Source organism: Bacillus sp. FSL K6-0268 (assembly GCF_038005425.1).
In the GTDB taxonomy this organism is placed as follows: domain Bacteria; phylum Bacillota; class Bacilli; order Bacillales; family Bacillaceae_G; genus Bacillus_A; species Bacillus_A thuringiensis_S.
On sequence record NZ_JBBOTF010000001.1, the window covers coordinates 4,558,687 to 4,581,600 of the forward strand.

Consider the following 22,914-nt stretch of genomic DNA (forward strand, 5'->3'; position numbering starts at 1 on the left):
ATAAGGGAGGCATAAAGAAAAAGGAGGATGTTTATGAAGAGAGAGGAATTGTTGGCACCACCATCTTATAATTTAGTTTCAGAAATAGAGAAATATACAGACGATAAAGAGAAGCTTGCTTTAATTTGGCAAGATGATAAAGGGAATAGACGAGAAGTTACATATTTTGAATTAATGCAAGGTGCAAATAAAATTGGAAACGCTTTTATAAAAAGTGGCTTACAAAAAGGGGACAAGCTCCTTATTATGATGCCGCGTTTAATTGAAGCGTACATGACGTATATCGCTGCGATTAAAGCAGGATTTGTCGTAATTCCAAGTTCGGAAATGTTGCGTAAAAAAGATATCGAATATCGAATTGGACATGGCGAAGTAAAAGCGATAGTAAGCTATGAGCCGTACATTGGACAGTTTGATGATATAGAAGCAATGGAATCTCTTCAAAAATTCGTCCTGAGCGAGCAGTCAGTAGACGGATGGATCAATTTAAAAACAGCATTAGAAACAGAAAGTGACATGTTAGAAATGGCGAAAACAGATAAAGAAGATATGGTCTTTTTATCTTACACGTCAGGGACGACAGGAAACCCGAAAGGTGTCGTTCATACTCACGCGTGGGCATACGCTCATTTACGTACAAGCGCCCCGAATTGGCTCGGAATTGAAGAGAATGATGTTGTATGGGCAACGGCTAGTCCAGGGTGGCAAAAGTGGATTTGGAGCCCGTTTTTAGCAACTCTCGGTTCAGGGGCAACAGGATTTGTGTACAACGGCAAGTTTGAACCGAAAACGTATTTAAATTTATTAGACGATAATAAGGTGAATGTGCTTTGTTGTACACCGACTGAGTATAGATTAATGGCAAAGGTAGAAGATTTAAGCCAGTACAATTTAGAGGCGTTACATAGCGCTGTATCCGCAGGTGAGCCGTTAAATAGAGAAGTTATTGGAACGTTCCAAAAGCACTTTGATATTACAGTAAGAGACGGCTATGGGCAAACGGAAAATACACTACTTGTTGGTGTAATGAAAGGGATGGATATTAGACCAGGATCAATGGGGAAACCAACGCCAGGTAACCACGTCGATATCGTAAATGAGGAAGGTATTCCAGTTAAAGTAGGCGAAGTTGGTGATATTGCAGTTCACATTGAAACGCCGGCACTCTTTAAACAATATTATAAAGACGATGAGCGTACAGCGATGCAATTCCGCGGTGATTATTATATTACAGGTGATAAAGCGAAGAAAGATGAAGATGGCTACTTCTGGTTTGAAGGGCGTGGTGATGATATCATTATTAGCTCTGGTTATACAATCGGGCCGTTTGAAGTAGAGGATGCGCTTGTAAAACATCCTTACGTAAGAGAATGTGCGGTTGTCGCAAGTCCTGATGAAATTCGAGGAAGTGTCGTGAAGGCATTTATCGTATTAAGAGAGAATATAGAAAAGAACGAAGAAACATTAATTCCAACACTCCAACAACACGTCAAAGAACTCACTGCACCATATAAATACCCTCGCAAAATTGAATTTGTAGATGAACTACCAAAAACGATTTCTGGAAAAATTCGCCGTATTGAACTTAGAAAACAAGAGATGGAGATTCCGTCAAAATAATTTTGAAAACAGTGAAGTAAATAGTTGAATGAAATGCAAAACAATGATAATATAAAAACGAACACAAGTTCGATTTTATAAACTTAAAAAAGAGGTGTCCGTATGATTTTAGGTATTAATCCGTACTTAGTTTTAGATGGTAGTGGGCAAGAAGCTGTACAGTTTTATAAAGAGGCTTTAGATGCAAAAGTAGAAGTCATGCAAACTTTTGGTGACATGCCTGAAAATCCAGAATACCCGATTCCAGCTGAAGCGAAAGAGCGCGTTTTACACGCTACTTTAAAAGTTGGTAATACGGATCTTATGATTTCTGATACATTCCCAGGTCAAGGGCATGCAATCGGATCTCAAGTAACAATCGCAATTCAAATTAGTAATGCAGAAAAAGCAAAAGAAGTATTCGATAAGTTACAAGAAGGTGGAGAGGTTATCATGCCACTTCAAGAAACATTCTGGAGCCCAGCATACGGACAAGTAAAAGATAAATTTAATATTGAATGGCAAGTTACAACGTCTACTACTGAACAAAAGTAATTTTTAGAAAAGCACCATGTTTTGAAATGGTGCTTTTTTTTATACAATAAAATAAAGGAGATGGGATATATGAGAGAAATTTGGTATGGCGGCATCATTTACACAATGCGAGAAAAGAATGAAAAAGTAGAAGCTATTTATGTTGAAAATGGCATAATCGTTGATGCTGGGAGTAAGGAAGAATTAGAAAGTAGATATTCAAACGTTAAGTTGCAGGACCTAAAAGGAAAAACAATGATTCCGGGTCTCGTTGATAGCCATATGCATCTTATTGGGCATGGGGAGAGATTACTCCGTCTAGATTTATCAAATTGTACATCTTATGGTGAAGTGCTTACTCTTGTTCAGAAGCGAGTGGAAGAAGCACCAAAGGGATCTTGGGTTATTGGAGAAGGATGGAATGAAAATAACTTTACAGATACGAAAGATGTTCATGCGCGTGATTTAGATGAAATTTCGAAAGAACATCCCATTTTATTAAAGCGAGTTTGTCGTCACGTTACATGGGTGAATTCATACATATTGCAAGAAGCGAACATAACAGAAGCGACGCAAAATCCAAAAGGCGGGAAAATTGGCAGGGATTCATCAAATAAGTTAACAGGACTTTTATATGAACAAGGGCAAGAATTAATTAAACACGTTCAGCCAGAAATTGATGAAGCTTATTTACAAAGAGCTCTGCAAACAGCGATTAAAGATTGTTGGCAATATGGACTTGTTGGCGGGCATACGGAAGATTTAAATTACTATGGTGGCTTTAGAAAAACGCATAATGCGTTTTCTCACGTTATAAAAGAAATGCCATTTAAAGCACATTTGCTCGTTCATCATGAAGTAGCACAAGAACGAAAAGAATATGAAAATGAACATTATATTGAATTTGGGGCAATGAAAATTTTTTCTGACGGTTCTTTTGGCGGAAGAACAGCATTATTAAGTGAACCGTATGAAGATGCGAAGGAAACGAATGGGGTTGCAATTTTCTCACGTGAAGAACTTGCAGAATTAGTGAAGAAAGCACGAGACTTACATATGCCAGTTGCGATTCATACTATCGGTGACTTATCGCTTGAATATGTCATTAATGCACTCGAATTATATCCACCAGCAAAAGGGTTACGTGACCGTATTATTCATTGTCAGCTTGCTCGTGAAGAGTTGATTGAAAGAATGAAAAACTTGTCGGCTATTATCGATATACAGCCGGTCTTTCTTTCCTCAGATTTCCCGTCAGTCATTGAAAAACTAGGCGAGCGTCGTCTTCGTTATGCATACGCTTGGAAGACGTTACTGGAAGCAGGATTACGCTGCAACGGTGGGTCTGACGCACCAATTGAACAAGTGAATCCATTTTTAGGCATATATAGCGCTGTTACACGTAGAAGTTTTATTGACGATGTATGCTATATGCCTGAGGAAAGATTAACGGTATATGAGGCTGTTTCTCTATTTACAACAGGAAGTGCCTATGCAATCGGAAAAGAAGCGAAGCGAGGGCAAATTATAAAAGGATATGAAGCAGACTTTACGATATTAGACCGTAATATTTTTGAAATTGAGGCAGAAGAAATGAAAGAAGTACAAGCAGAAATGACCGTAATAGATGGCCAAGTTGTCTATAGAAAAGGTATGTAAAAATATATGAGCGATTATTGAAATATATCGACTTACCGACAAAAATAGCAACTAATAGTTAGAGAAATAAACAACCGCAGAATTATGGAATTCCATAATTCTGCGGTTGTTTTAATTCTATAAAAACGTTCTTTGTACTTTTTCCCAGAAAGAGTTGTTTTTTAATTTAACTGTTTTAATTTGTTTATCGCTTAAGCGTACAACAGCTTTTTCCACTTGTTTAATGCTAAGCGCTTCGTTATCCATGCCGATAACAGGATAATCGTTACCGTCTGGTCTTAGTTTTAAAGTTAATGTACGTTCGTGATTTAAAATGAACGGAGAACCGAGCGTACGGTAAGTGTTGTTGTTTAAAGATGCTAGTTCGCTTACTTGGAAACATGGAATAAGTGGGTCAACAACTGCACCATGCAATGATTTATTGTAAGCTGTACTTCCTGTTGGGGTAGAAACTACTAAACCGTCCCCTCTAAATGTTTCGAAGTATAAATCATCAACGTGAACATCTACAACGAATGTTTTAATAATGCTAGAACGTAATGAGAACTCATTTAAACAATAGAAAGATGTACCATGATCTACATCTACCTGAATTGTTGGATATTTGCGCACTTCAATTTCATTTTTTGTAATTTCTTGAAGGGCTGTATCAATGTGATCAATGTGAAAATCGCAGTAGAACGAAGTTTCATCTTTCGTAGAAATCCCTGCGTATAAGCAATCTTCTCTAAAACCAGTTTTACGAACGGCTTGTAAGAAGGTTGCATCATCTCCAACACTGACGATAGCGTTTGCATTTTTTGGATGATCTAATATGGTAAATCCATTCTCTTCTAAAATACGATAGATTGGTTTCATTTTTTCAACGAGCGTTGCTTTGTCATCACCATAAAAGAAAAATAAATTGCGACGATCTGCCATTATGTATCCCTCCACTGCAGTTAAATTTTCTGTTTTTCGTGCTGCATATCATTAGAGTCCGTTCCCTGATGATATGTTCAAATAATATATTTCGATATAAATTGTCAAAATACCTTTTTATTTTTAGAAAAATTTTTATATTCAATCTTATAAAACTCTGTTTAACGATGAATAAACTTGTCGATAATGGGTATGGAGTGAAAGGATGATACGTATGAAGTGGCTCGTAATTGGAATAATAATTCTTCTCCTTTTTATTTTGCTTATACTATTGTCGAAAATATCGCTTAAGGTGACATTTTTATATTCAGAAATGGAAAAGCAATGTTTATTTCAAGTGAAAATATGGATGATTCGATATACATTTGATGTGTTGGAAAGAATTGAAAAACAGCAGAAAAAGACAGGACAGAAAATCGAAAAAGCTGAAGAGGACGGCGGACTAGATAATAAAATTATGGCGCAACTTGACAGTATTGGGGAACTGATAAAAAGGCTTCAAAAAGTTCATACTATCGTTAAAGATTTTCTCAAACGAGTGAAAATCAATGGTTGGAAATGGCATACGCAAATTGGAGCAGGCGACGCAGCTAGTACTGGAATTGTCACTGGATATGCATGGGGGACAAAAGGTATGGCTGCTGGAGTTGTCGGACAATATATGCATATTGTCGATGTACCAGAATTTGAAATTACTCCTGTTTTTCAAGGGAAGGGATTTGCATCAAGATGCGAGTTAACAGCATCTTTTCGTATATTCCGCACTATAAAAACAGCGATGAAATTGCTCATATTTATGAGGCAGCAAAAATCTGGTATGACAGAAAAATCTGTTCAAGCATAGGGGGGATATAGAATGGACCATCCAATTCAAGGTTTAATGACAACAGCAATGCAGCATTTAAAACAAATGACTGATGTAAATACAATTGTTGGTGACCCAATTAAAGCGGCAGATGGAAGTGTAATTCTTACTGTTTCGAAAGTAAGTTTCGGATTTGCTGCTGGTGGAAGTGAATTTGGTAGAGTAGAACATTCAGGCCGTCATCCATTTGGCGGGGGAAGTGGTGGAGGAGTTTCTATTAATCCTGTTGCCTTTCTTGTTATAAATGGAGATGGTGTGAAAGTATTGCACTTAGATAAACAAACACACGTCATCGATAAAATAATTGAATTAGCGCCACAAGCTGTTGATAAAGTGAAAGAAATGATGGATAAACGAAAAGAAGATGATCCTGAATTTCAAATTTAACGAATAAAGAAGCTAATCAATAGGTTAGCTTCTTTTATTTTTTTGTAAATAAAGCGATTTTATTTGCATTATCGATAGGGACAAACTATCATTTACATTGTACATATTTTGTTTAAATAAGGGAGGATTTTCAAGTGGCAAACGTAACTTTTAAAGGTAATCCAATGACTTTAGTTGGAACAGAAGTTAAAGTTGGCGATCAAGCGCCAAACTTCCAAGTATTAGCAAACGACTTATCTCCAGTAAGTTTAGAAACATACAAAGGCGAAGTAAAATTAATTAGTGTTGTACCTTCAATCGACACAGGTGTGTGTGATGCACAAACACGTCGTTTTAACCAAGATGCAGCAGGTATTGAAAACGCAAAAGTATTAACAATTAGCGCTGATTTACCATTCGCTCAAAAACGCTGGTGTGCAGCAAACGGTTTAGAAAATGTTGTAACACTTTCTGACCACCGTGACCTTTCATTCGGTGAAGCTTACGGCTTAGTAATGAAAGAACTTCGTTTACTTGCTCGTGCAGTATTCGTAGTAGATAGCAATGACAAAGTAGTTTACGTAGAATACGTAGGCGAAGGTACAAGCCATCCAAACTATGAAGCAGCATTAGAAGCAGCTAAATCTGCAAAGTAATGTGAAGGAAATGACCTCTTATAAAGAGGTCGTTTTTTCTCATATATCGCTACGTAACGGTGCCGATATATGAGAAAAAACGTTATATCATATATAACTTGAGAGGGAGCTCTTTACAGGAGGTCGCTTTTTCTTTTTGGAAAAAATCACTTTGTGGTATGATATAAGTTATGTGTAAAAGAGAGAAGGAGGAATGTACGTGAGTCAGACAGTGGAAACATTATTTTCTATTTTTGATTCTTCTGCGGTAGTTTTACGTAAAGAATTAGATGTGACATATTTAGAGGCGCTTGTAGAAACAGGTGATAACTTGTTTGAGGGAGCGATTTTACAAGAGGAATTATCCGAATCAGCAATTGAAAGGCTGAATCGTGAATATAGTACGTTTAATGAAGAAACATATAAAGGTGAAGAAATTCGTAAAGCATTTCAGTTAGCCATCTTAAAAGGAATGAAAGAAGGCGTACAAGCGAATCATGAAATGACGCCTGATGCAGTTGGGATGTTCATGAGTTACTTATTCCATAAATTTATGCAAGGTCAAAACGAAATTACAGTTTTAGATCCTGCAATTGGAACAGGAAATTTAATGACTACAGTGTTTAATAGCGCCAAAGAAGGACTAACAATGAGTGGATTTGGTGTAGAAGTGGATGAAGTGCTAATTAAACTTGCTTTAGTAAATGCAAATTTACAGAAGCATGCAATCGAATTCTTCCATCAAGATGGACTAGCACCACTTTATATCGATCCAGTTGATGCAGTCGTTTCAGACTTACCGATTGGTTACTATCCAAACGAAATCGGTGCCAGTGAATATAAATTAAAAGCAGATGAAGGAATGTCGTATGCTCATCACTTATTTATTGAACAAAGTGTGAAACATACGAAAGAGGGCGGGTACTTATTCTTCTTAGTACCAAACTTCATTTTTGAAAGTGATCAGGCACCAAAATTACATGCATTTATTAAAGAAACATGCTTTATTCAAGGGTTATTACAGCTTCCTGTTTCCATGTTTAAAAACGAGAAAAATGCAAAAAGTATATTTGTTCTCCAAAAGAAAGGCTCTAATGTAACAATGCCAAAACAGGCGTTATTAGTGGAGTTGCCTAAATTCTCTAACATGAAGGCGATGGAGAACATTATGGATCAATTAAATACTTGGTTTGCAACACATAAATAAAGCTGGGTATATGTAACAGAGTTAGTGATTCATGTAGTACAGTTTTATATAATATGTCATATTTTTAAATATATACTAGATTTAACTGAATTTTTTTGAAATCTGTAATATATATTTTTTCTTGGTGTTACAATTTTTTCACTTGAAATATATGTCGGACGATGTTTAAATTAAAATCGTGAGTATAAAATTTGCTAATGATGAAACGTTTTCATATTTAGTAAATTTGATTAGATAAAATCGAGCGGTTTGTGGAAACATCCACACAACTACCAAGAGAAAAAGGGGCGAAAGACTAGATGTCAAAAATCATCGCGATTAACGCAGGAAGCTCTTCCTTAAAATTCCAATTATTTGAAATGCCAAGTGAAACAGTATTAACAAAAGGTTTAGTAGAACGTATCGGTTTAGAAGATAGTATCTTCACTATTACTGTAGATGGCGAAAAACAAAAAGAAATTACAAACATCCCAGATCACGCAGTAGCAGTTAATATGCTTCTTAAAAAATTAACTGAAAACGGAATCGTTAAATCTCTAGATGAGATTGGCGGTATCGGTCACCGTGTTGTTCACGGCGGCGAAAAATTTGCTGACTCTGTTTTAATTACTGATGAAGTATTAGCTGATATCGAAGAATTAAGCGATTTAGCACCACTTCATAACCCAGCAAACGTTGTTGGTATTAAAGCATTCCGAGAAGTATTACCAAACGTACCAGCAGTAGCAGTATTCGATACAGCATTCCACCAAACAATGCCGGAATCTGCATTCCTATACAGCTTACCATATGAGTACTATGAAAAATTCGGCATCCGTAAATACGGTTTCCACGGAACTTCTCATAAATATGTAACTGAGCGTGCGGCTGAATTATTAGGTCGTCCAATTGAAAGCTTAAGCTTACTTTCTTGTCACTTAGGTAACGGTGCAAGTATCGCAGCAGTAGAAGGCGGTAAATCTATCGATACTTCTATGGGCTTCACTCCACTTGCTGGTGTAACAATGGGTACACGTTCTGGTAACCTTGACCCTGCGTTAATTCCATACATCATGGAAAAAACAGGCCAAACAGTAGAAGAAGTAGTTAACGTATTAAACAAGAAGAGTGGTATGTTAGGTCTTACTGGTTACTCTAGTGACCTACGTGACATCATTGCGAAAGAAGAAGAAGGCGACCACCGTGCGAAAGTAGCACTTGATGTATTCGTAAGCCGTATCCACAAATACATCGGTTCTTACACAGCTCGTATGAAAGGTGTAGACGCAATCATCTTTACAGCTGGTGTAGGTGAAAACAGTGCGATTATTCGTGAGCGCGTATTAGAAGGCCTTGAGTACATGGGCGTATACTTCGATGTAAAACGTAATAACGTATTCGGTGAAGAAGCATTCATCAGCTTCCCACACTCTCCAGTAAAAATTATCGTAATTCCAACTGACGAAGAAGTTATGATTGCTCGTGACGTACTACGTCTTGGAGATATTGGTTAATATATAAAAAGAAAGACGAGATCCTATAGGATTTCGTCTTTTTTCTTTTGGATGTATTTTAAAACACCATCCGGATATAATATTTTTTCTTTCTGAATGAATGCCTTAATAGGAATCCATTTCGCATACGTTACTGCTTGCTCATCTTGTATATTTAATATTTCCATTTCATATAGTGAGATAATATGAAGTGACCTCCTAGATTATCAAGTCAGGGATTTTAGCCCATAATAATGAGTGAAACAAACAGTATAACTGGGTTTATACCCTATGATAATAGGAGGCCACTATGGAAAATATAATCTATATTGGGATGGATGTCCATAAGGAAAGCTTTAGCTTATGTGCACTGCACGGAACAACTGGGGAAATTGTAAGAGAAGCACGATGTGCTTCAAATGTATCTCTCGTAAAAAAATTCGTTGAGAAACTGAAAACAAAATATGGTGAAGATATAAACATTAAAGCTGGATATGAGGCGGGTTGTTTAGGGTATTCACTTCATAATCTTCTTGAACAAAACGGGATTGATTGTGATATTTTAGCTCCAACAACAATGTATAGTTCATCTAAAAATAAAATGGTGAAAAATGATAAATTCGATGCCAAAATGATCGCTCTTAATTTAGCGAATGGCACTTATAAAGAAGTATATGTTCCAGAAGAAGAGGATGTTGCCGTGAAAGAGTATATCCGCATGCTAAGTGATTTTAAAACATCATTGAAGAAGATGAAACAACAGATAAAATCATTCCTTTTAAGGCAGGGTTGTGTGTATGAAGGGAAATCAAGCTGGACAATCGCTTATATGAAATGGTTAAAAAATCTTGATTTACAAGGATTGTTTAAAGAAACGTTGGATGAATATCTATTACAGTATGATGTTCTAGTTGATAAAATTGAGCGCTTTAGTCTGAGATTAGAAAAATTATCTCATAGTGAAAGATACGAAGAACCAGTCGCGAAGTTAAGATGCTTAAAAGGGATAGACACAACCGCAGCAATGATTGTTCATATAGAAATTGCAGACTTCACTCGTTTTCCCACAGCTAAAGCATTTATGGCTTATCTAGGATTGACGCCAAGCGAAAGTTCAAGTGGAGAGAAAATCAGTCGAAGTTCGATTACAAAACAAGGAAATTCGACCGTTAGGTCTACACTTGTAGAATGTGCAAATGCGCTGGTAAAAGGAACAATCGGATTAAAATCGAAACGAGTGAAAGCAAGACAAAAAGGGCAACAAAGCGAAGTAATTTCCTATGCAGATCGGGCAGTAGAAAGGTTACAAAGAAAATATCATCGCATGATGTATCAAGGGAAGCCCAGAAATGTTGCCCTTACAGCGATTGCAAGAGAACTTGGGTGTTTTATCTGGGGATTAGAAACAGGAAAAATTTAAAAAATTAAAAAGGGATATGAAGGGGCTGCATTCATAGTTAGAGATCCAAAGTATCAATCGATTGATGGTATAGATGAGCTTCAGAGATAATGAATTACAGGTCTGGCTATCTATGTTGACACCTTTCTGGCACAGCTGAAGTTCTGATAAACAAGCTATTTATTAGAATGTGAAAAGATGTGAACCACGTAATGAGATTATAAGAGCCTAACGACGGACCATTAACCTGAGGTAACCAATCCACGAATAACAGAGTGGTTAACTGTCGATAGATCTTATTTCTGAAGCTTTTGTATGCCATCAAGAAAAATATTATGGGTGAAAAACTATTGACAAAGGTCACTTCATAACAGGTGTCTAATAAACGCAAAGAATATAGTTGAATGATTTCATGACCAATGCCCCCATCTAGATGAAAGACATTTTCTAAGCAACCTAAATAATTGGTGATTTCTATCTCCGTATGAAGCTCTTCTTTAAACTCCCGAATAACAGTATGTGCTGATTTTTCACCAAGTTCAATGGAACCGCCAAGAGGACGATAATATGTTTCGCCTTCTGTATAATATTCTTGTACGAGAAGGCGATCTTGATGTACAGCAAGACCGAAAGCTTTTGCACGTGGATACATAATAGAATCACTCCTTATTTGTTTTGTATAAGGAAGATTATAATGTATGGTGTGATAAAAGTATTCTGTATTTAAGTGTGCGGTCTAACTGTAATTCCATCAAATAAGTCTTTCCAAAATGCTTCATTGTATTGGTATACATCCATAATCGGGCATTTCATAACGCAAGTATGTTGTAATCCCCAATCTTCTTGAGTGATAGTTGGTATATCGGCAGGAATTAGTAACAGGACAGAGAATGTATGTGTAATTATTTGAGATGAAATTTGTTCTAGGGAACATGCTTCTTCGTATGTTCCTCCAGTTCGAATAAATAATATGGATTCTGCCGTTTCAATTGTAGTTAGAAAACGATTAGTTCGATGTTCGTAGTTTAACTTAATTTCTGTATAAGAAGGCCAAGTAGTTGGTGTGTTTACATCTGTTTTAAAGTCATGACAGGAGTCAATTTCATAAAGGTTGCCCCTTCATCTTAATTTTGCATCATCATCCCAAAATGAGATGAAGGATAAATTTTCTTAATTTAAAAAGCGGTCAAATCGATTTTGGAATAATAAATTTACTTTCGCTAATGAAGGACTTAGCATAAAATCAATAACGCCAAAAAATGGTGATAATTCTAATTGATATAATGCCCAAGTAGGGCAGCAGTTTTTTTCTAAGCTGAATTCTGCGTTATAATTTTGTTTTAGATTGGATAGATTCATGTGAAGCATCTCATCCTTTTTGCTATTATTTTATGTCACTCATAAAGGGTATATAAAAAGAGATATACAAGCATATTTGTAAAGAATAAGCAGAAATATGTTACAATAGAAAAAAATCGAACGAGGTGGTTGTTACGATGCGATCGAAGCGAGAACAAGCCATTTTAGACAATATAAAAGAATGGGAAGCGCAATTAGTTGAGCAAGAAGCGACCGATTTTCAAAAAGTGTTTGATAAATGGTTACATACTACAGTTGCGAAATTACCTGAGAAAAAGCGAAAAGAATTCTTCACGAAAGCAGATGGATGGCTCTTTCATTTGCATGCATTTATTCAAAGTTCACAAGCACAGTTAGATGCACGTAATCGGATTTTAGGAACATCGAGATTATTTGATGAATCGATTGAACAGCTTGAAGATTTGAAAGCATTATCTATTGATCAGTTAACATACATAGCAGAGCAGCAAACAGCACGTCATCGTCTATATTCGTTTGTGCAAGGCGGGGCGACAGGTGCTGGAGGTTTATTATTATTAACGGCAGATTTTCCGGTTATGATCGCGTTAAATGTGAAGGCAGTCCAACTTATTGCAACATCATTTGGGCATGATGTGAACAAGCCTTATGAAATGATGCTTGCGTTAAAGGTGTTTCATGCGTCATTACTACCAGGAAGACTTCAGCAATACGCATGGTACAATTTATTGCAAGAGCTGGAGCAAGAAGATTCGTTCTTTTATGAAGGAGACGAAGCAGTGTTGCAAACAGCTTCTACTGAAGTTGTGTTAAAACAAATTTTGAAGACATTTTCGATTTATGCTCTTCGTCGTAAATTATTCCAAGGTATTCCGGTAATTGGAATGGCAATTGGATCTACAGTGAACTATCGTTTAACAAGAAACGTTACTGAATTTGCAAATAGATTTTATCAAGTGCGCCATATAGTCGAGAAAGAAAAAAGAGCATAAAAAAAGCGAGAGGCCGAAGCCTTTCGCTTTTTTAATTTGTTGCATGTTTTTTGGACATTGGAACAGATACTGGCTGCTTTTCTGCTGTTTTTTCTGTTTTTGGATAATAAATTAAATCCAATGTTTTTGCCTGTACGGCAATCGAAAGAATAGTAAAAGCAATTTCTGTCCAATTTAAATAATATAATGAAAGCGCAAGAACAATCGCGTCAAAGACGAAGAAAATTTGCCCAATTGTAAAACGAGTTCGTTTACTTAATACAATTGTTAAAATATCGTCTCCACCGGTTGCACCGCCAAATCGCAATATAAAACCGAGTCCAATACCAGCTAACGCACCGCCAACTATTGCAGCTATAAATAAATTATTTGATAAATCTACCGTAAATGGAGAATAATTTTCCATTAAGGAATAAAATAATCCGAATGAAATAGAACCTAAGAATGAATAGCCAACCATTTTTCTACCCAAAAATGAAGCACACAGTAAAATAATTGGGATATCCATTAATACAGTTGAAATAGATGGTGAAATATCATAAAAGTTTTGAATGAATAGTGCAATTCCTACAAAGCCACCTTCTGTTAAGTGGTTTTGGAAGTGAATGTGATATAGCGCTGCTGCTAAAATAAATGAACCGATTAAAACCATAAAAATTTCTTTAATAATTTGCCGACTTTGGATGTTCCTCATCGTTATTCCTTCTTTCCGTAGTTAGTAGTCCTTTTTGTGTTGTAAACTAACTACGAGCTCACATGTAGCTTTCAGTTAGTTTACGAAAAAACTAACTACGCTATATGTCGCTGAAGAAATAACGAATAATCCTCTCGTCCATCAATTCTCCCTACCTTCGTTTTAGTTTAAGTCTTAAAACGACTAAACAAAACGTGGAGTAGGATTCGTCATTTAGCAATCCTGCTCTTCTTTGTTTTGTTTAGTTAGTAACAATTAAGTCCTAAACAAAACGCTATGTGTAAGAAGAGTCTTTTTTTTGCCAAATTATCCTTCGGGCAATCATAATTTCCCCACTCTCGTATTTTTTTCGCTAGACTAAAGTATCTGAGCTGAAAAATACGCTATGTGTATGATTCGTCAATACGATGCCACATGCTCCTTCGAGCGATCATGATATCAAAATCCCTTCCTTCAAGATTTATACTATTATATCATACTTTTAAAAAATGTATGCGGATGGAAACCGACAATAAACGGAGGGAATCTACAAAAAATGTTATGTTTAAATATTTTTGTAGCAAAGCCTAAGTTATTTCAGAGGATTGGACAGTTTGTAACGGTTTGTCCAATAAGCAAGAAAAAAGGGTTTTATTCCGTTGTGTTCTTTTCATCACTTTTATCTTTAAAAAACGAATCTCAACTAATTACACTTAAAAAAGTTAAAGCGATAATAACGAAAGCACGCATAAGCTTTAGACCTCCTTTTGTACATAGTATATGAATCATTCGATTCGAAATGTGTCATTTTTTTTACAACTCTTAACTATTATGAGAGTATATTAATATAGATAGATGAAGGGGAGAGTGAAGATATGCTAAAAGACATGTTCAAAAGAAAAGAATTAATATGCGTTTCATGTCAGAAAAAAATTCAATATGAAGAAGAACTTGTTGCTTTTGTAAAGTTGCCGAAAGAAAGAAGTATATTAGTTGGTCCATTTGATGTGTGTTTGGCGAAAACAGCACAAGAGATATATTGTAAATCATGTTACGACAAAAAAGCATGACCCAAATTAATTGAGGGGCATGCTTTTTTCATTGGTGTGCTTTCCCCTCAGATACATTTTGAGTGAGTCGATACCAAAGCCAAAGGTCATTAATGATGGAAGCAAGATCGGCAATTTCTGAATTTAGTTTACAAGAAACTTCGAAGTCTTCTTCGTTATTTAAATGATGTTGTTTTGTATTAATATAGTGCTCAAGTTCTTTTATACGATCAGGAATTTTCCCGCGAATTTGTTCCCATTTTAGTAAAATAGCATGCTGCATTTTTTCGGGGATATCTTCCCAATCTTCTTGTAAATGCGGAATTTCAATTCCTAGATGATTATCGTATAAGAAATACTTTTCCATAAGTTCACCCCCGTTTTCCTGCTTATATTGTACAGAAAAACAGAAAAAAGTTCGACGAAATTGTTTGAAAAAATTTGAAAATGACTCTTGATACATTTTGTAAAAGGTGTTAAAGTTTGAATTATTATAAAAGAAAATGAATATTTATTCTTTAGGGGGATGCAAAATGGAGAAGAAAAAAGTTGTATTAGCATATTCCGGAGGTCTTGATACTTCCGTTGCAATTAAATGGTTACAAGAGAAGAATTATGATGTTATCGCACTTTGTTTAGATTTAGGGGAAGGAAAAGACTTAGGGTTTGTGAAAGAAAAGGCACTTTCAGTTGGTGCAATTAAATCATATATGGTGGATGTCCAAGAAGAATTTGCGAATGAATATGCATTGATGGCGATGCAAGCACACACATTATACGAAGGGAAATACCCTCTTGTCTCTGCATTATCTCGTCCGCTTATTGCGAAGAAATTAGTAGAAATCGCAGAACAAGAAGGTGCAACTGCAGTTGCACATGGATGTACAGGAAAGGGAAATGACCAAGTTCGTTTTGAAGTTTCTATCCAAGCATTAAATCCTTACTTAGAAGTGATTGCGCCTGTACGTGAATGGAAGTGGTCACGTGAAGAAGAAATTGCATATGCAAAAGAAAACGATGTACCAATTCCGATTCATTTAGATAGCCCGTTTTCAATCGATCAAAACTTATGGGGACGCAGCAACGAATGTGGAATTTTAGAAGATCCATGGGCAGCACCACCAGAAGAGGCATATGAGATGACATTAGCATTAGAAGATACACCGAATAAACCAGAGTTTGTAGAAATCGGATTTGAAGCAGGTGTACCGACGACTTTGAATGGTACTGCATATTCACTTGCAGAATTAATTAAAACGTTAAATGCACTTGCTGGAAAACATGGCGTTGGACGTATCGATCACGTAGAAAATCGTCTTGTCGGTATTAAATCTCGTGAAGTATACGAATGCCCAGCAGCAATGACGTTAATCACTGCACATAAAGAGTTGGAAGATTTAACACACGTAAAAGAAGTAGCACATTTTAAACCAGTGATTGAACAGAAAATAACAGAACTTATTTATAACGGTTTATGGTTCTCTCCTTTAAAACAAGCGCTTCATGCATTTTTACAAGAAACGCAAAAGAATGTAACAGGTACAGTGCGTGTAAAATTATTTAAAGGTCATGCGATTGTAGAAGGACGTAAATCTGAATACTCTTTATACGATGAAAAATTAGCAACATATACTGCTCAAGATGAATTTAATCATGATGCAGCAGTTGGATTTATTTCATTATTTGGTTTACCGACGAAAGTATACAGCCAAGTGAATCAAAAGAAGGTGGAAGCGTGAGCAAACTTTGGGGCGGACGTTTTACGGAAGAAGCGGAAGCGTGGGTTGAAGAGTTTGGAGCATCCATCTCCTTCGATCAACAATTAGTAAATCAAGATATAAAAGGGAGTATTGCACACGTAACGATGCTAGCAAAGCAAGGCATCGTTACGAAAGAAGAGGCAGAGAAAATAAAGATAGGTCTTCAATATTTATTAGAAGAAGCGAAACAAAATAAATTACATTTTTCGATTGAAGCTGAAGATATTCATTTAAATATTGAAAAGATGTTAATTGAAAAAATCGGTGAAGTAGGAGGGAAACTTCATACAGGCCGAAGTCGTAACGATCAAGTGGCGACAGATATGCATTTGTATTTAAAAGAAAAGGTAGAACATATTATAAAAGCTACAAAACAATTGCAAACTGTTCTTGTTCACCAAGCAGAAAATAATATTGAAACCATTATGCCGGGCTATACGCATTTGCAGCGTGCTCAGCCGATTTCATTTGCTCATCATATTCTTGCTTACTTTTGGATGTTAGAGCGTGATGTGAATCGTTATGAAGATTCATTAAAGCGTATTAATATCTCCCCATTAGGAGCAGGAGCGCTAGCTGGGACGACATTCCCGATCGACCGAGAATATAGTGCGGAACTTCTTGGGTTTAATGGAATCTATGAAAATAGTTTAGATGCAGTAAGTGATCGTGATTTCATACTGGAGTTTTTAAGTAATTCATCTATGCTCATGATGCACTTATCACGTTTTTGTGAGGAACTTATTTTATGGAGTAGCCAAGAGTTTCAATTTATTGAAATGAGCGATCAATATGCGACAGGTAGCAGCATTATGCCGCAAAAGAAAAATCCGGATATGGCGGAACTAATCCGTGGTAAAACAGGCAGAGTATACGGTAATTTATTCAGTTTACTTACAGTAATGAAAGGATTACCACTCGCTTACAATAAAGACTTACAAGAAGATAAAGAAGGAATGTTTGATACAGTCAAAACAGTAGAAGGATGCCTTCATATTATGGCGGGCATGCTTGAAACGATGACTGTAAACAAAGAAAAAATGGGGCAAGCTGTGACGCAAGATTTCTCCAACGCAACAGAAATTGCCGACTACTTAGCAAACAAAGGACTACCATTCCGTCAAGCTCATGAAATTGTTGGGAAGTTAGTGCTACATTGCACACAAAAAGGAATTTATTTATTAGATGTCCCGCTTGAAACATATCAAGAAATGAGCTCTTTATTTGAAGAAGATTTGTATGAAGTTCTTTCACCATATGCGGCTGTAAAGCGTCGTAATAGTGCTGGTGGGACAGGGTTTGAACAAATCAAAAACGCTTTGGAAAAGGCGAAGGGGTTAACGAAAGAAGTTATTAAGAATTGAGTTGGGAAGTACGCCAGTCTAGTAAAGTCTGGCGTACTTTATTTTTTACTAGCATTTAAGTTACAATGTAGTAAAAAATAACAATTTAGGGGAAGTCTATGAAAAAAATAGTGTTTATCATTGTACTGGTAATTAGTTTAATTGCAAATGCTAAAGTGTTTCTTTTGGACAAATATATGTATGTTGGTGAAAAAGAAAAGCGAGAAGAAGCGATTATCGCAACGATGTGGCATTTGCAAGATAAAGGATATAAAGAAAGTGATATTGCATACATAAAACCGGCCTTTTATAGCAAAATGGATTCGTATGGAATGAATGTGCAGTTTAAAGATGAACCAAATGAATCATATACATATAGAGTTTTAAAAGATGCGAAAACAAATAAACTAACTGTACACCAAGATAGCAATGAGCAAGGTGGTATGGGCGAGAAGCATCAAGAGCTTAAATAAAGAAAGAAAACGACTGATGGCATTCGCCTGCAGTCGTTTTTCTTTTAATCATACTTATGTCGATCTTCTGTAATTCGAATATACTCAATATCCATCAAATCACGAAGTAATGCACCATTACTTAGTTCAACGCCATGTTTTTCTTTAAAATGAGTGCGAATCTTATCTAGCATTTCAATTTCTTTGCCGTTCACGTCTAAAATAATGCGTTCAGAATCATCCATATAGCATCCTCCTTTTTTACACATATATATTTTGTCCGTCTATTTCTAAAAAATGTATGTTAACGTAATGTTAGGAAATAAGAAAGGGATGGAAAATGAGACGTATTTATCCCGCATTAACGGGCAGTAAGACCCCCACCTCAAAATTTAGCGAGAGCAAAGAAGTTAGGTGGGGATCAACTGCCCGTAAAAGCCCGATTGGTTCAACTAATAATCAGTGGGGGATGAACAAAACCCCCCACTGATTAAAGTTTCACTTTATTTTATAGGGCTAATTTTGTACACGCTAATTGTATTGTATGTTGCATTCCCAAACGTATTTTCATTTGGAAATGTAGAAACAGTACACGTTGCGATATTTATTTTTTCTCTATTTGTAGTAGATTGCTGTATTTCAATATGGCTTTCGAAAAGAAAACATGTACAAGATAAAAAAGAAATGGAACGGAAAAAGAGAAAACGTTCATTTTGGATGATGACGTACTGTTTGTCTTTAGTGCTTACTGCTGCTTTTTTTAGTGAGCATATTCCATTAGAAAGATTAAATATTGGGTTTGGAGCGTTCGTATTCGCATACTATTTTTTTATGCACTTTCTTCCTTATATGAAAGAAAAGCGAGGAGAAGAGGAAGACCCGCTTGTAGAAGAGGCGAGAGAACAAGAGCATAAGAGAATAGAAGGGGATATAAAGAAACTTGGAGAACAAAAATGGTATTTAAAATCAAAAATCATATATGTTCTTTGCTTCATTACGCCGCCAATTGGCTATTTGTACGTCTTCTTACTTCGTAAAAAAATGACAGAAGATGCAAAGTAAGCATACTTAACGGTTGCGACGATTATGATGGCATTATGGTCTTTGAAGTTTCTTCCTCCCTATGTATTAGCAATTACTGTTGTTATTGTGGCTTGTCTTGTATTTATAGTGAAATATGTGAAATGAAAAACACCAAGCCCATGTGGACTTGGTGTTTTATCTATAAATTAAAGATCACCTTGCTCCTCATCACCACGAACAACAAGGACATCGCATTTCGCATAGCGAATAATATGTTCAGAGACGCTACCGATTAGGAAGCGTTCAACAGCATTTAAACCAGTCGCACCACACATAATTAAATCTACTTTATGGTTTGGAGCGATTTCTTTTGAAATTTTAGATTTAGGGTTACCAAATTCTAATACAGTTTCAATTTTTTCAAGACCAGCTTCAAGCGCAGTTTTTTTGTAGTCTTCTAATAAGTCTTCTGCAAATAGATTTGCACGTTCAGCAATTGCACGGCTATAAGCCTCTACTGCTGAGTACGCTTTTACATCAACGATATGAGCGATTGTTAATGTTGCATTGTTGCGCTTTGCGACTTGAATTGCTTTTTTAAAGGCTTTTTCTGCTTCTTTAGAACCATCCACCGCGATTAAAATATTTGTATATGTATTATTCATAGTAAATTCCTCCCAATCTGTTTTATAACTGTTTACAACTTAATTATAAAACAAATTTTGGTAACGTGCTTGCCAGAAACGTTACAGAATTTTGAAAACTCTGTTTCAATTCATTTTAGTTGTAATTGGAGCGAGAACTTGTTACATATGAAGTATAGCAATTTAAAAGGAGGCATGTTTGTGAGACACGCGCTCATTACAGCCGGTACGAAAGGTTTAGGAAAGCAAGTAACAGAAAAGTTATTGGCTAAAGGATATTCAGTAACAGTAACGTATCATAGCGATATCACGGCTATGGAAAAGTTGAAAGAAACATATAAAAATATGGAAGAGCGTCTACAATTCGTGCAAGCGGATGTCACGAAAAAGGAAGATTTACATAAAATAGTAGAAGAAGCGATAAGCCGTTTTGGCAAAATTGATTTCTTAATTAATAATGCTGGTCCATATGTATTTGAACGAAAAAAGTTAGTTGATTATGAAGAAGATGAATGGAATGAAATGATTCAGGGAAATTTAACAGCGGTATTTCATTTATTAAAACTTGTCGTTCCGGTCATGAGAAAACAGAGCTTTGGCCGTATTATTAATTACGGATTTCAAGGGGCGGATAGTGCACCGGGATGGATTTATCGTTCAGCTTTTGCAGCGGCCAAAGTAGGACTTGTTTCATTAACGAAAACAGTTGCTTATGAAGAAGCGGAGTATGGTATTACTGCGAACATGGTATGTCCTGGTGATATTATAGGCGATATGAAAGAGGCAACTATTCAAGAAGCACGTCAGCTGAAAGAGCATAACACACCGATTGGTAGATCTGGAACAGGTGAAGATATTGCAAGAACCATTTCGTTTTTATGTGAGGACGATTCCGATATGATTACTGGTACAATTATTGAAGTGACTGGTGCAGTGGATGTTATTCATAGACATCGATAGAATAAAATAAGATGAAGTTTCAAATAATTGGACAGTTTATCCATTGTGCTGAGAGGTGCGGATAATACTGTCTTTTAATATAAAATTAAATCTATCGGAAAACTTGTATTATTTTTTGTCAAATATTGAGATATTATGTTAAAATATAAGAGCGTAGAAAGCGCTTTAAAAAATGATTCAGGGGTCATTTCATAACTCAAGGGGGAACTAATCATGCGTATCGGTATTCCAACAGAAATTAAAAACAATGAAAACCGTGTGGCAATGACGCCAGCGGGAGCAGTACATTTAGTACAAAATGGTCATGAAGTTTTTGTTCAAAAAGGAGCAGGTTTAGGATCTGGTTTTACGGATGAAGAATACGTACAAGCTGGTGCGAAACTTGTAGAAACTGCTGAAGAAGCATGGAATCAAGATATGGTTATGAAGGTAAAAGAGCCAGTAGCAAGTGAATACGGCTATTTCCGTGAAGGTTTAATTTTATTCACATACTTACACTTAGCTCCAGAACCAGAATTAACGAAAGCATTAATCGATAACAAAGTTGCATCAATCGCATACGAAACAGTACAATTAGACAATCGTTCTTTACCATTACTTGCACCTATGAGTGAAGTAGCTGGTCGTATGTCCGCACAAATCGGTGCACAATTCCTTGAGAAAAACAAAGGCGGTAAAGGTATTTTACTTGCAGGCGTTCCAGGGGTAAAACGCGGCAAAGTAACAATCATCGGCGGTGGTCAAGCTGGTACAAACGCAGCTAAGATTGCAGTAGGTTTAGGTGCGGATGTAACAATCATCGACTTAAGTGCAGAACGTCTTCGTCAACTAGATGACATTTTCGGTAACCAAGTAAAAACGTTAATGTCTAATCCATACAACATTGCAGAAGCTGTTAAAGAATCTGACCTTGTTATTGGAGCAGTATTAATTCCAGGTGCAAAAGCGCCAAAACTTGTAACTGAAGAAATGATTCAATCAATGGAACCAGGTTCTGTCGTTGTAGATATTGCGATTGACCAAGGTGGTATTTTCGAAACAACTGATCGTATTACAACTCATGACAACCCAACTTACGAAAAACATGGCGTTGTTCATTATGCAGTTGCTAATATGCCAGGTGCGGTTCCACGTACGTCAACTCTTGCATTAACAAACGTAACAGTACCATATGCAGTACAAATTGCTAACAAAGGCTATAAAGATGCTTGCCTAGGCAACTCTGCATTATTAAAAGGTATTAACACATTAGATGGATATGTAACATTCGAAGCAGTTGCAGAAGCTCACGGCTTACAATACGCTGATGCGAAAGAGCTACTTGAAAAAGCTCCTGCTTTATCATAATAGAAATACATTTGAGACCTTCCTTTTCATAAGGAGGGTCTTTTTTATATGGGGAAATAACATGTGAATAATTGTTATTTATCCCGCATTAACGGGCAGTAAGACCCCCACCCAAAAATTCAGCGGAAGCAAAGAAGTTAGGTGGGGGATGAATAAAACCCCCACTGATCAAAGTTTCACTTTATTGGTGTAAATCGATTTTTATTATGATAATTTAGAATTATATAATAAAAGAGGGGATTCAATGGGGAGTAAAAAAAGGAAGCAAAAGCAAGCTAAAAGACAAAAGTACATAAAGAAAAAACAGGAACAGAACATACCTTTTTCACAGAAAGTAGTCATTACGATAGAGAAATCATTTCGGTATATTTGTATGGCTCTGTATGTAATTTTGTGTATGTATTCATTTGGAGTGTTTTACAGTTTTGAGATAACTCCTAATATTATTGAGAGTATTTTAGTATTTATCCTTGTTGCAATAGAATTAGTCTTATTCGTTATATTTTTTGATACAGTATGGCCTAGTCATGAAAGTAAAAAAGATAGAAAAAGAAGCAAAAAATCTTCATACACTTCAAGCACATCAAGTGGATTCGGTCACTACAGTAGTAGTGATTGTAGTAGCTCAAGTGATGGTGGAGGTTAAGTTAATTTTTCAGAAGAACGACTAACGAAA

23 protein-coding genes and 3 pseudogenes are annotated in these 22,914 nt (G+C 36.1%); 18 read left to right on the top strand and 8 right to left on the bottom strand.

Features of this window, described 5'->3' with window-relative positions:
* Positions 1-33: 33 nt before the first annotated feature.
* From mbcS to MHI28_RS23780, 3 genes are all read left to right on the top strand, one after another.
* Positions 34-1,620 (top strand): acyl-CoA synthetase MbcS, encoded by a 1,587-nt coding sequence (mbcS, locus tag MHI28_RS23770; RefSeq protein WP_000817728.1) that lies wholly within the window; start codon positions 34-36, stop codon positions 1,618-1,620.
* A gap of 102 nt (positions 1,621-1,722) precedes the next feature.
* Entirely contained in the window at positions 1,723-2,154 is a 432-nt protein-coding gene (locus MHI28_RS23775) for a VOC family protein (protein WP_000600350.1), read from the top strand.
* Between the two features lie 69 nt (positions 2,155-2,223).
* Entirely contained in the window at positions 2,224-3,792 is a 1,569-nt protein-coding gene (locus tag MHI28_RS23780; protein ID WP_001207086.1) for an amidohydrolase, read from the top strand.
* Positions 3,793-3,909: 117 nt separating this feature from the next.
* Here MHI28_RS23780 and MHI28_RS23785 read toward each other — a convergent pair whose 3' ends face one another.
* Positions 3,910-4,713, bottom strand: a complete 804-nt coding sequence (locus tag MHI28_RS23785; RefSeq protein WP_000785183.1) for an NAD kinase — start codon at positions 4,711-4,713, stop codon at positions 3,910-3,912.
* Positions 4,714-4,918: 205 nt separating this feature from the next.
* On the opposite strand from MHI28_RS23785, the gene MHI28_RS23790 reads away from it, so the two are divergent.
* The 5 genes from MHI28_RS23790 to ackA all read left to right on the top strand — a co-directional run bounded on the left by MHI28_RS23790 (position 4,919) and on the right by ackA (position 9,279).
* Complete coding sequence (locus MHI28_RS23790; protein ID WP_000620652.1) at positions 4,919-5,557, top strand: DUF2953 domain-containing protein; 639 nt, start codon at positions 4,919-4,921, stop codon at positions 5,555-5,557.
* A gap of 12 nt (positions 5,558-5,569) precedes the next feature.
* The gene (ytfJ, locus tag MHI28_RS23795) at positions 5,570-5,965 is read left to right on the top strand and encodes a GerW family sporulation protein (RefSeq protein ID WP_000350007.1); all 396 of its coding nucleotides are present in this window, start codon (positions 5,570-5,572) and stop codon (positions 5,963-5,965) included.
* Between the two features lie 134 nt (positions 5,966-6,099).
* On the top strand, positions 6,100-6,600 hold the full coding sequence (gene tpx, locus MHI28_RS23800) for a thiol peroxidase (RefSeq protein WP_000024527.1): 501 nt from the start codon (positions 6,100-6,102) through the stop codon (positions 6,598-6,600).
* Positions 6,601-6,799: 199 nt separating this feature from the next.
* Positions 6,800-7,786 carry a class I SAM-dependent methyltransferase gene (locus tag MHI28_RS23805; RefSeq protein WP_000084365.1) on the top strand — a complete coding sequence of 329 codons (987 nt, stop codon included), beginning with the start codon at positions 6,800-6,802 and terminating at the stop codon, positions 7,784-7,786.
* A gap of 299 nt (positions 7,787-8,085) precedes the next feature.
* The gene (gene ackA, locus MHI28_RS23810; RefSeq protein WP_000034583.1) at positions 8,086-9,279 is read left to right on the top strand and encodes an acetate kinase; all 1,194 of its coding nucleotides are present in this window, start codon (positions 8,086-8,088) and stop codon (positions 9,277-9,279) included.
* A gap of 23 nt (positions 9,280-9,302) precedes the next feature.
* Here ackA and MHI28_RS23815 read toward each other — a convergent pair.
* Positions 9,303-9,458, bottom strand: a pseudogene (locus MHI28_RS23815) (DNA mismatch repair protein MutT); the annotation flags it as partial.
* 110 nt (positions 9,459-9,568) lie between these two features.
* Here MHI28_RS23815 and MHI28_RS23820 point away from each other — a divergent pair.
* Positions 9,569-10,678: an IS110 family transposase gene (locus MHI28_RS23820; protein WP_100909858.1), complete on the top strand. Its 1,110-nt coding sequence runs from the start codon at positions 9,569-9,571 to the stop codon at positions 10,676-10,678.
* A 106-nt stretch (positions 10,679-10,784) separates the two neighbouring features.
* Here the strand turns inward: MHI28_RS23820 and MHI28_RS23825 are convergent, their stop codons facing one another.
* Positions 10,785-11,309: an NUDIX hydrolase gene (locus MHI28_RS23825; protein ID WP_340828313.1), complete on the bottom strand. Its 525-nt coding sequence runs from the start codon at positions 11,307-11,309 to the stop codon at positions 10,785-10,787.
* Positions 11,310-11,380: 71 nt separating this feature from the next.
* Positions 11,381-12,016, bottom strand: a pseudogene (locus MHI28_RS23830) (DUF1796 family putative cysteine peptidase).
* Between the two features lie 137 nt (positions 12,017-12,153).
* Between MHI28_RS23830 and MHI28_RS23835 the strand changes: the two are divergent.
* Positions 12,154-12,987 carry an EcsC family protein gene (locus MHI28_RS23835; RefSeq protein ID WP_001256853.1) on the top strand — a complete coding sequence of 278 codons (834 nt, stop codon included), beginning with the start codon at positions 12,154-12,156 and terminating at the stop codon, positions 12,985-12,987.
* A 31-nt stretch (positions 12,988-13,018) separates the two neighbouring features.
* Here the strand turns inward: MHI28_RS23835 and MHI28_RS23840 are convergent, their stop codons facing one another.
* Positions 13,019-13,681 carry a YitT family protein gene (locus MHI28_RS23840; RefSeq protein ID WP_001244514.1) on the bottom strand — a complete coding sequence of 221 codons (663 nt, stop codon included), beginning with the start codon at positions 13,679-13,681 and terminating at the stop codon, positions 13,019-13,021.
* An 854-nt stretch (positions 13,682-14,535) separates the two neighbouring features.
* Between MHI28_RS23840 and MHI28_RS23845 the strand changes: the two genes are divergently transcribed.
* Positions 14,536-14,730 carry a hypothetical protein gene (locus MHI28_RS23845; protein ID WP_000910278.1) on the top strand — a complete coding sequence of 65 codons (195 nt, stop codon included), beginning with the start codon at positions 14,536-14,538 and terminating at the stop codon, positions 14,728-14,730.
* 28 nt (positions 14,731-14,758) lie between these two features.
* Here MHI28_RS23845 and MHI28_RS23850 read toward each other — a convergent pair whose 3' ends face one another.
* Positions 14,759-15,076, bottom strand: coding sequence for a hypothetical protein (locus MHI28_RS23850; RefSeq protein ID WP_000417222.1), 318 nt, complete (start codon positions 15,074-15,076; stop codon positions 14,759-14,761).
* Positions 15,077-15,242: 166 nt separating this feature from the next.
* Between MHI28_RS23850 and MHI28_RS23855 the strand changes: the two genes are divergently transcribed.
* From MHI28_RS23855 to MHI28_RS23865, 3 genes are all read left to right on the top strand, one after another.
* Entirely contained in the window at positions 15,243-16,448 is a 1,206-nt protein-coding gene (locus tag MHI28_RS23855) for an argininosuccinate synthase (RefSeq protein WP_000412339.1), read from the top strand.
* Positions 16,445-17,833, top strand: coding sequence for an argininosuccinate lyase (gene argH, locus MHI28_RS23860; protein WP_000041241.1), 1,389 nt, complete (start codon positions 16,445-16,447; stop codon positions 17,831-17,833). The genes MHI28_RS23855 and argH overlap by 4 nt, the downstream gene beginning before the upstream one ends.
* A 98-nt stretch (positions 17,834-17,931) precedes the next feature.
* Positions 17,932-18,285: a DUF3139 domain-containing protein gene (locus tag MHI28_RS23865; RefSeq protein ID WP_000724672.1), complete on the top strand. Its 354-nt coding sequence runs from the start codon at positions 17,932-17,934 to the stop codon at positions 18,283-18,285.
* A gap of 44 nt (positions 18,286-18,329) precedes the next feature.
* On the opposite strand, the gene MHI28_RS23870 is transcribed toward MHI28_RS23865, so the two are convergent.
* Entirely contained in the window at positions 18,330-18,509 is a 180-nt protein-coding gene (locus MHI28_RS23870) for a hypothetical protein (protein WP_000342753.1), read from the bottom strand.
* A gap of 244 nt (positions 18,510-18,753) precedes the next feature.
* Here MHI28_RS23870 and MHI28_RS23875 point away from each other — a divergent pair.
* Positions 18,754-19,452, top strand: a pseudogene (locus MHI28_RS23875) (hypothetical protein).
* Positions 19,453-19,493: 41 nt separating this feature from the next.
* On the opposite strand, the gene MHI28_RS23880 reads toward MHI28_RS23875, so the two are convergent.
* Positions 19,494-19,952 carry a universal stress protein gene (locus MHI28_RS23880; protein WP_001066672.1) on the bottom strand — a complete coding sequence of 153 codons (459 nt, stop codon included), beginning with the start codon at positions 19,950-19,952 and terminating at the stop codon, positions 19,494-19,496.
* A gap of 147 nt (positions 19,953-20,099) precedes the next feature.
* On the opposite strand from MHI28_RS23880, the gene MHI28_RS23885 reads away from it, so the two are divergent.
* From MHI28_RS23885 to MHI28_RS23895, 3 genes are all read left to right on the top strand, one after another.
* Positions 20,100-20,891, top strand: a complete 792-nt coding sequence (locus MHI28_RS23885) for an SDR family oxidoreductase (RefSeq protein WP_003280286.1) — start codon at positions 20,100-20,102, stop codon at positions 20,889-20,891.
* Between the two features lie 213 nt (positions 20,892-21,104).
* A complete protein-coding gene (gene ald / locus MHI28_RS23890) occupies positions 21,105-22,238 on the top strand; it encodes an alanine dehydrogenase (RefSeq protein WP_001219401.1) in 1,134 nt (377 codons plus the stop codon).
* Between the two features lie 244 nt (positions 22,239-22,482).
* Positions 22,483-22,884, top strand: a complete 402-nt coding sequence (locus MHI28_RS23895; RefSeq protein ID WP_000534953.1) for a hypothetical protein — start codon at positions 22,483-22,485, stop codon at positions 22,882-22,884.
* Positions 22,885-22,914 lie beyond the last annotated feature (30 nt).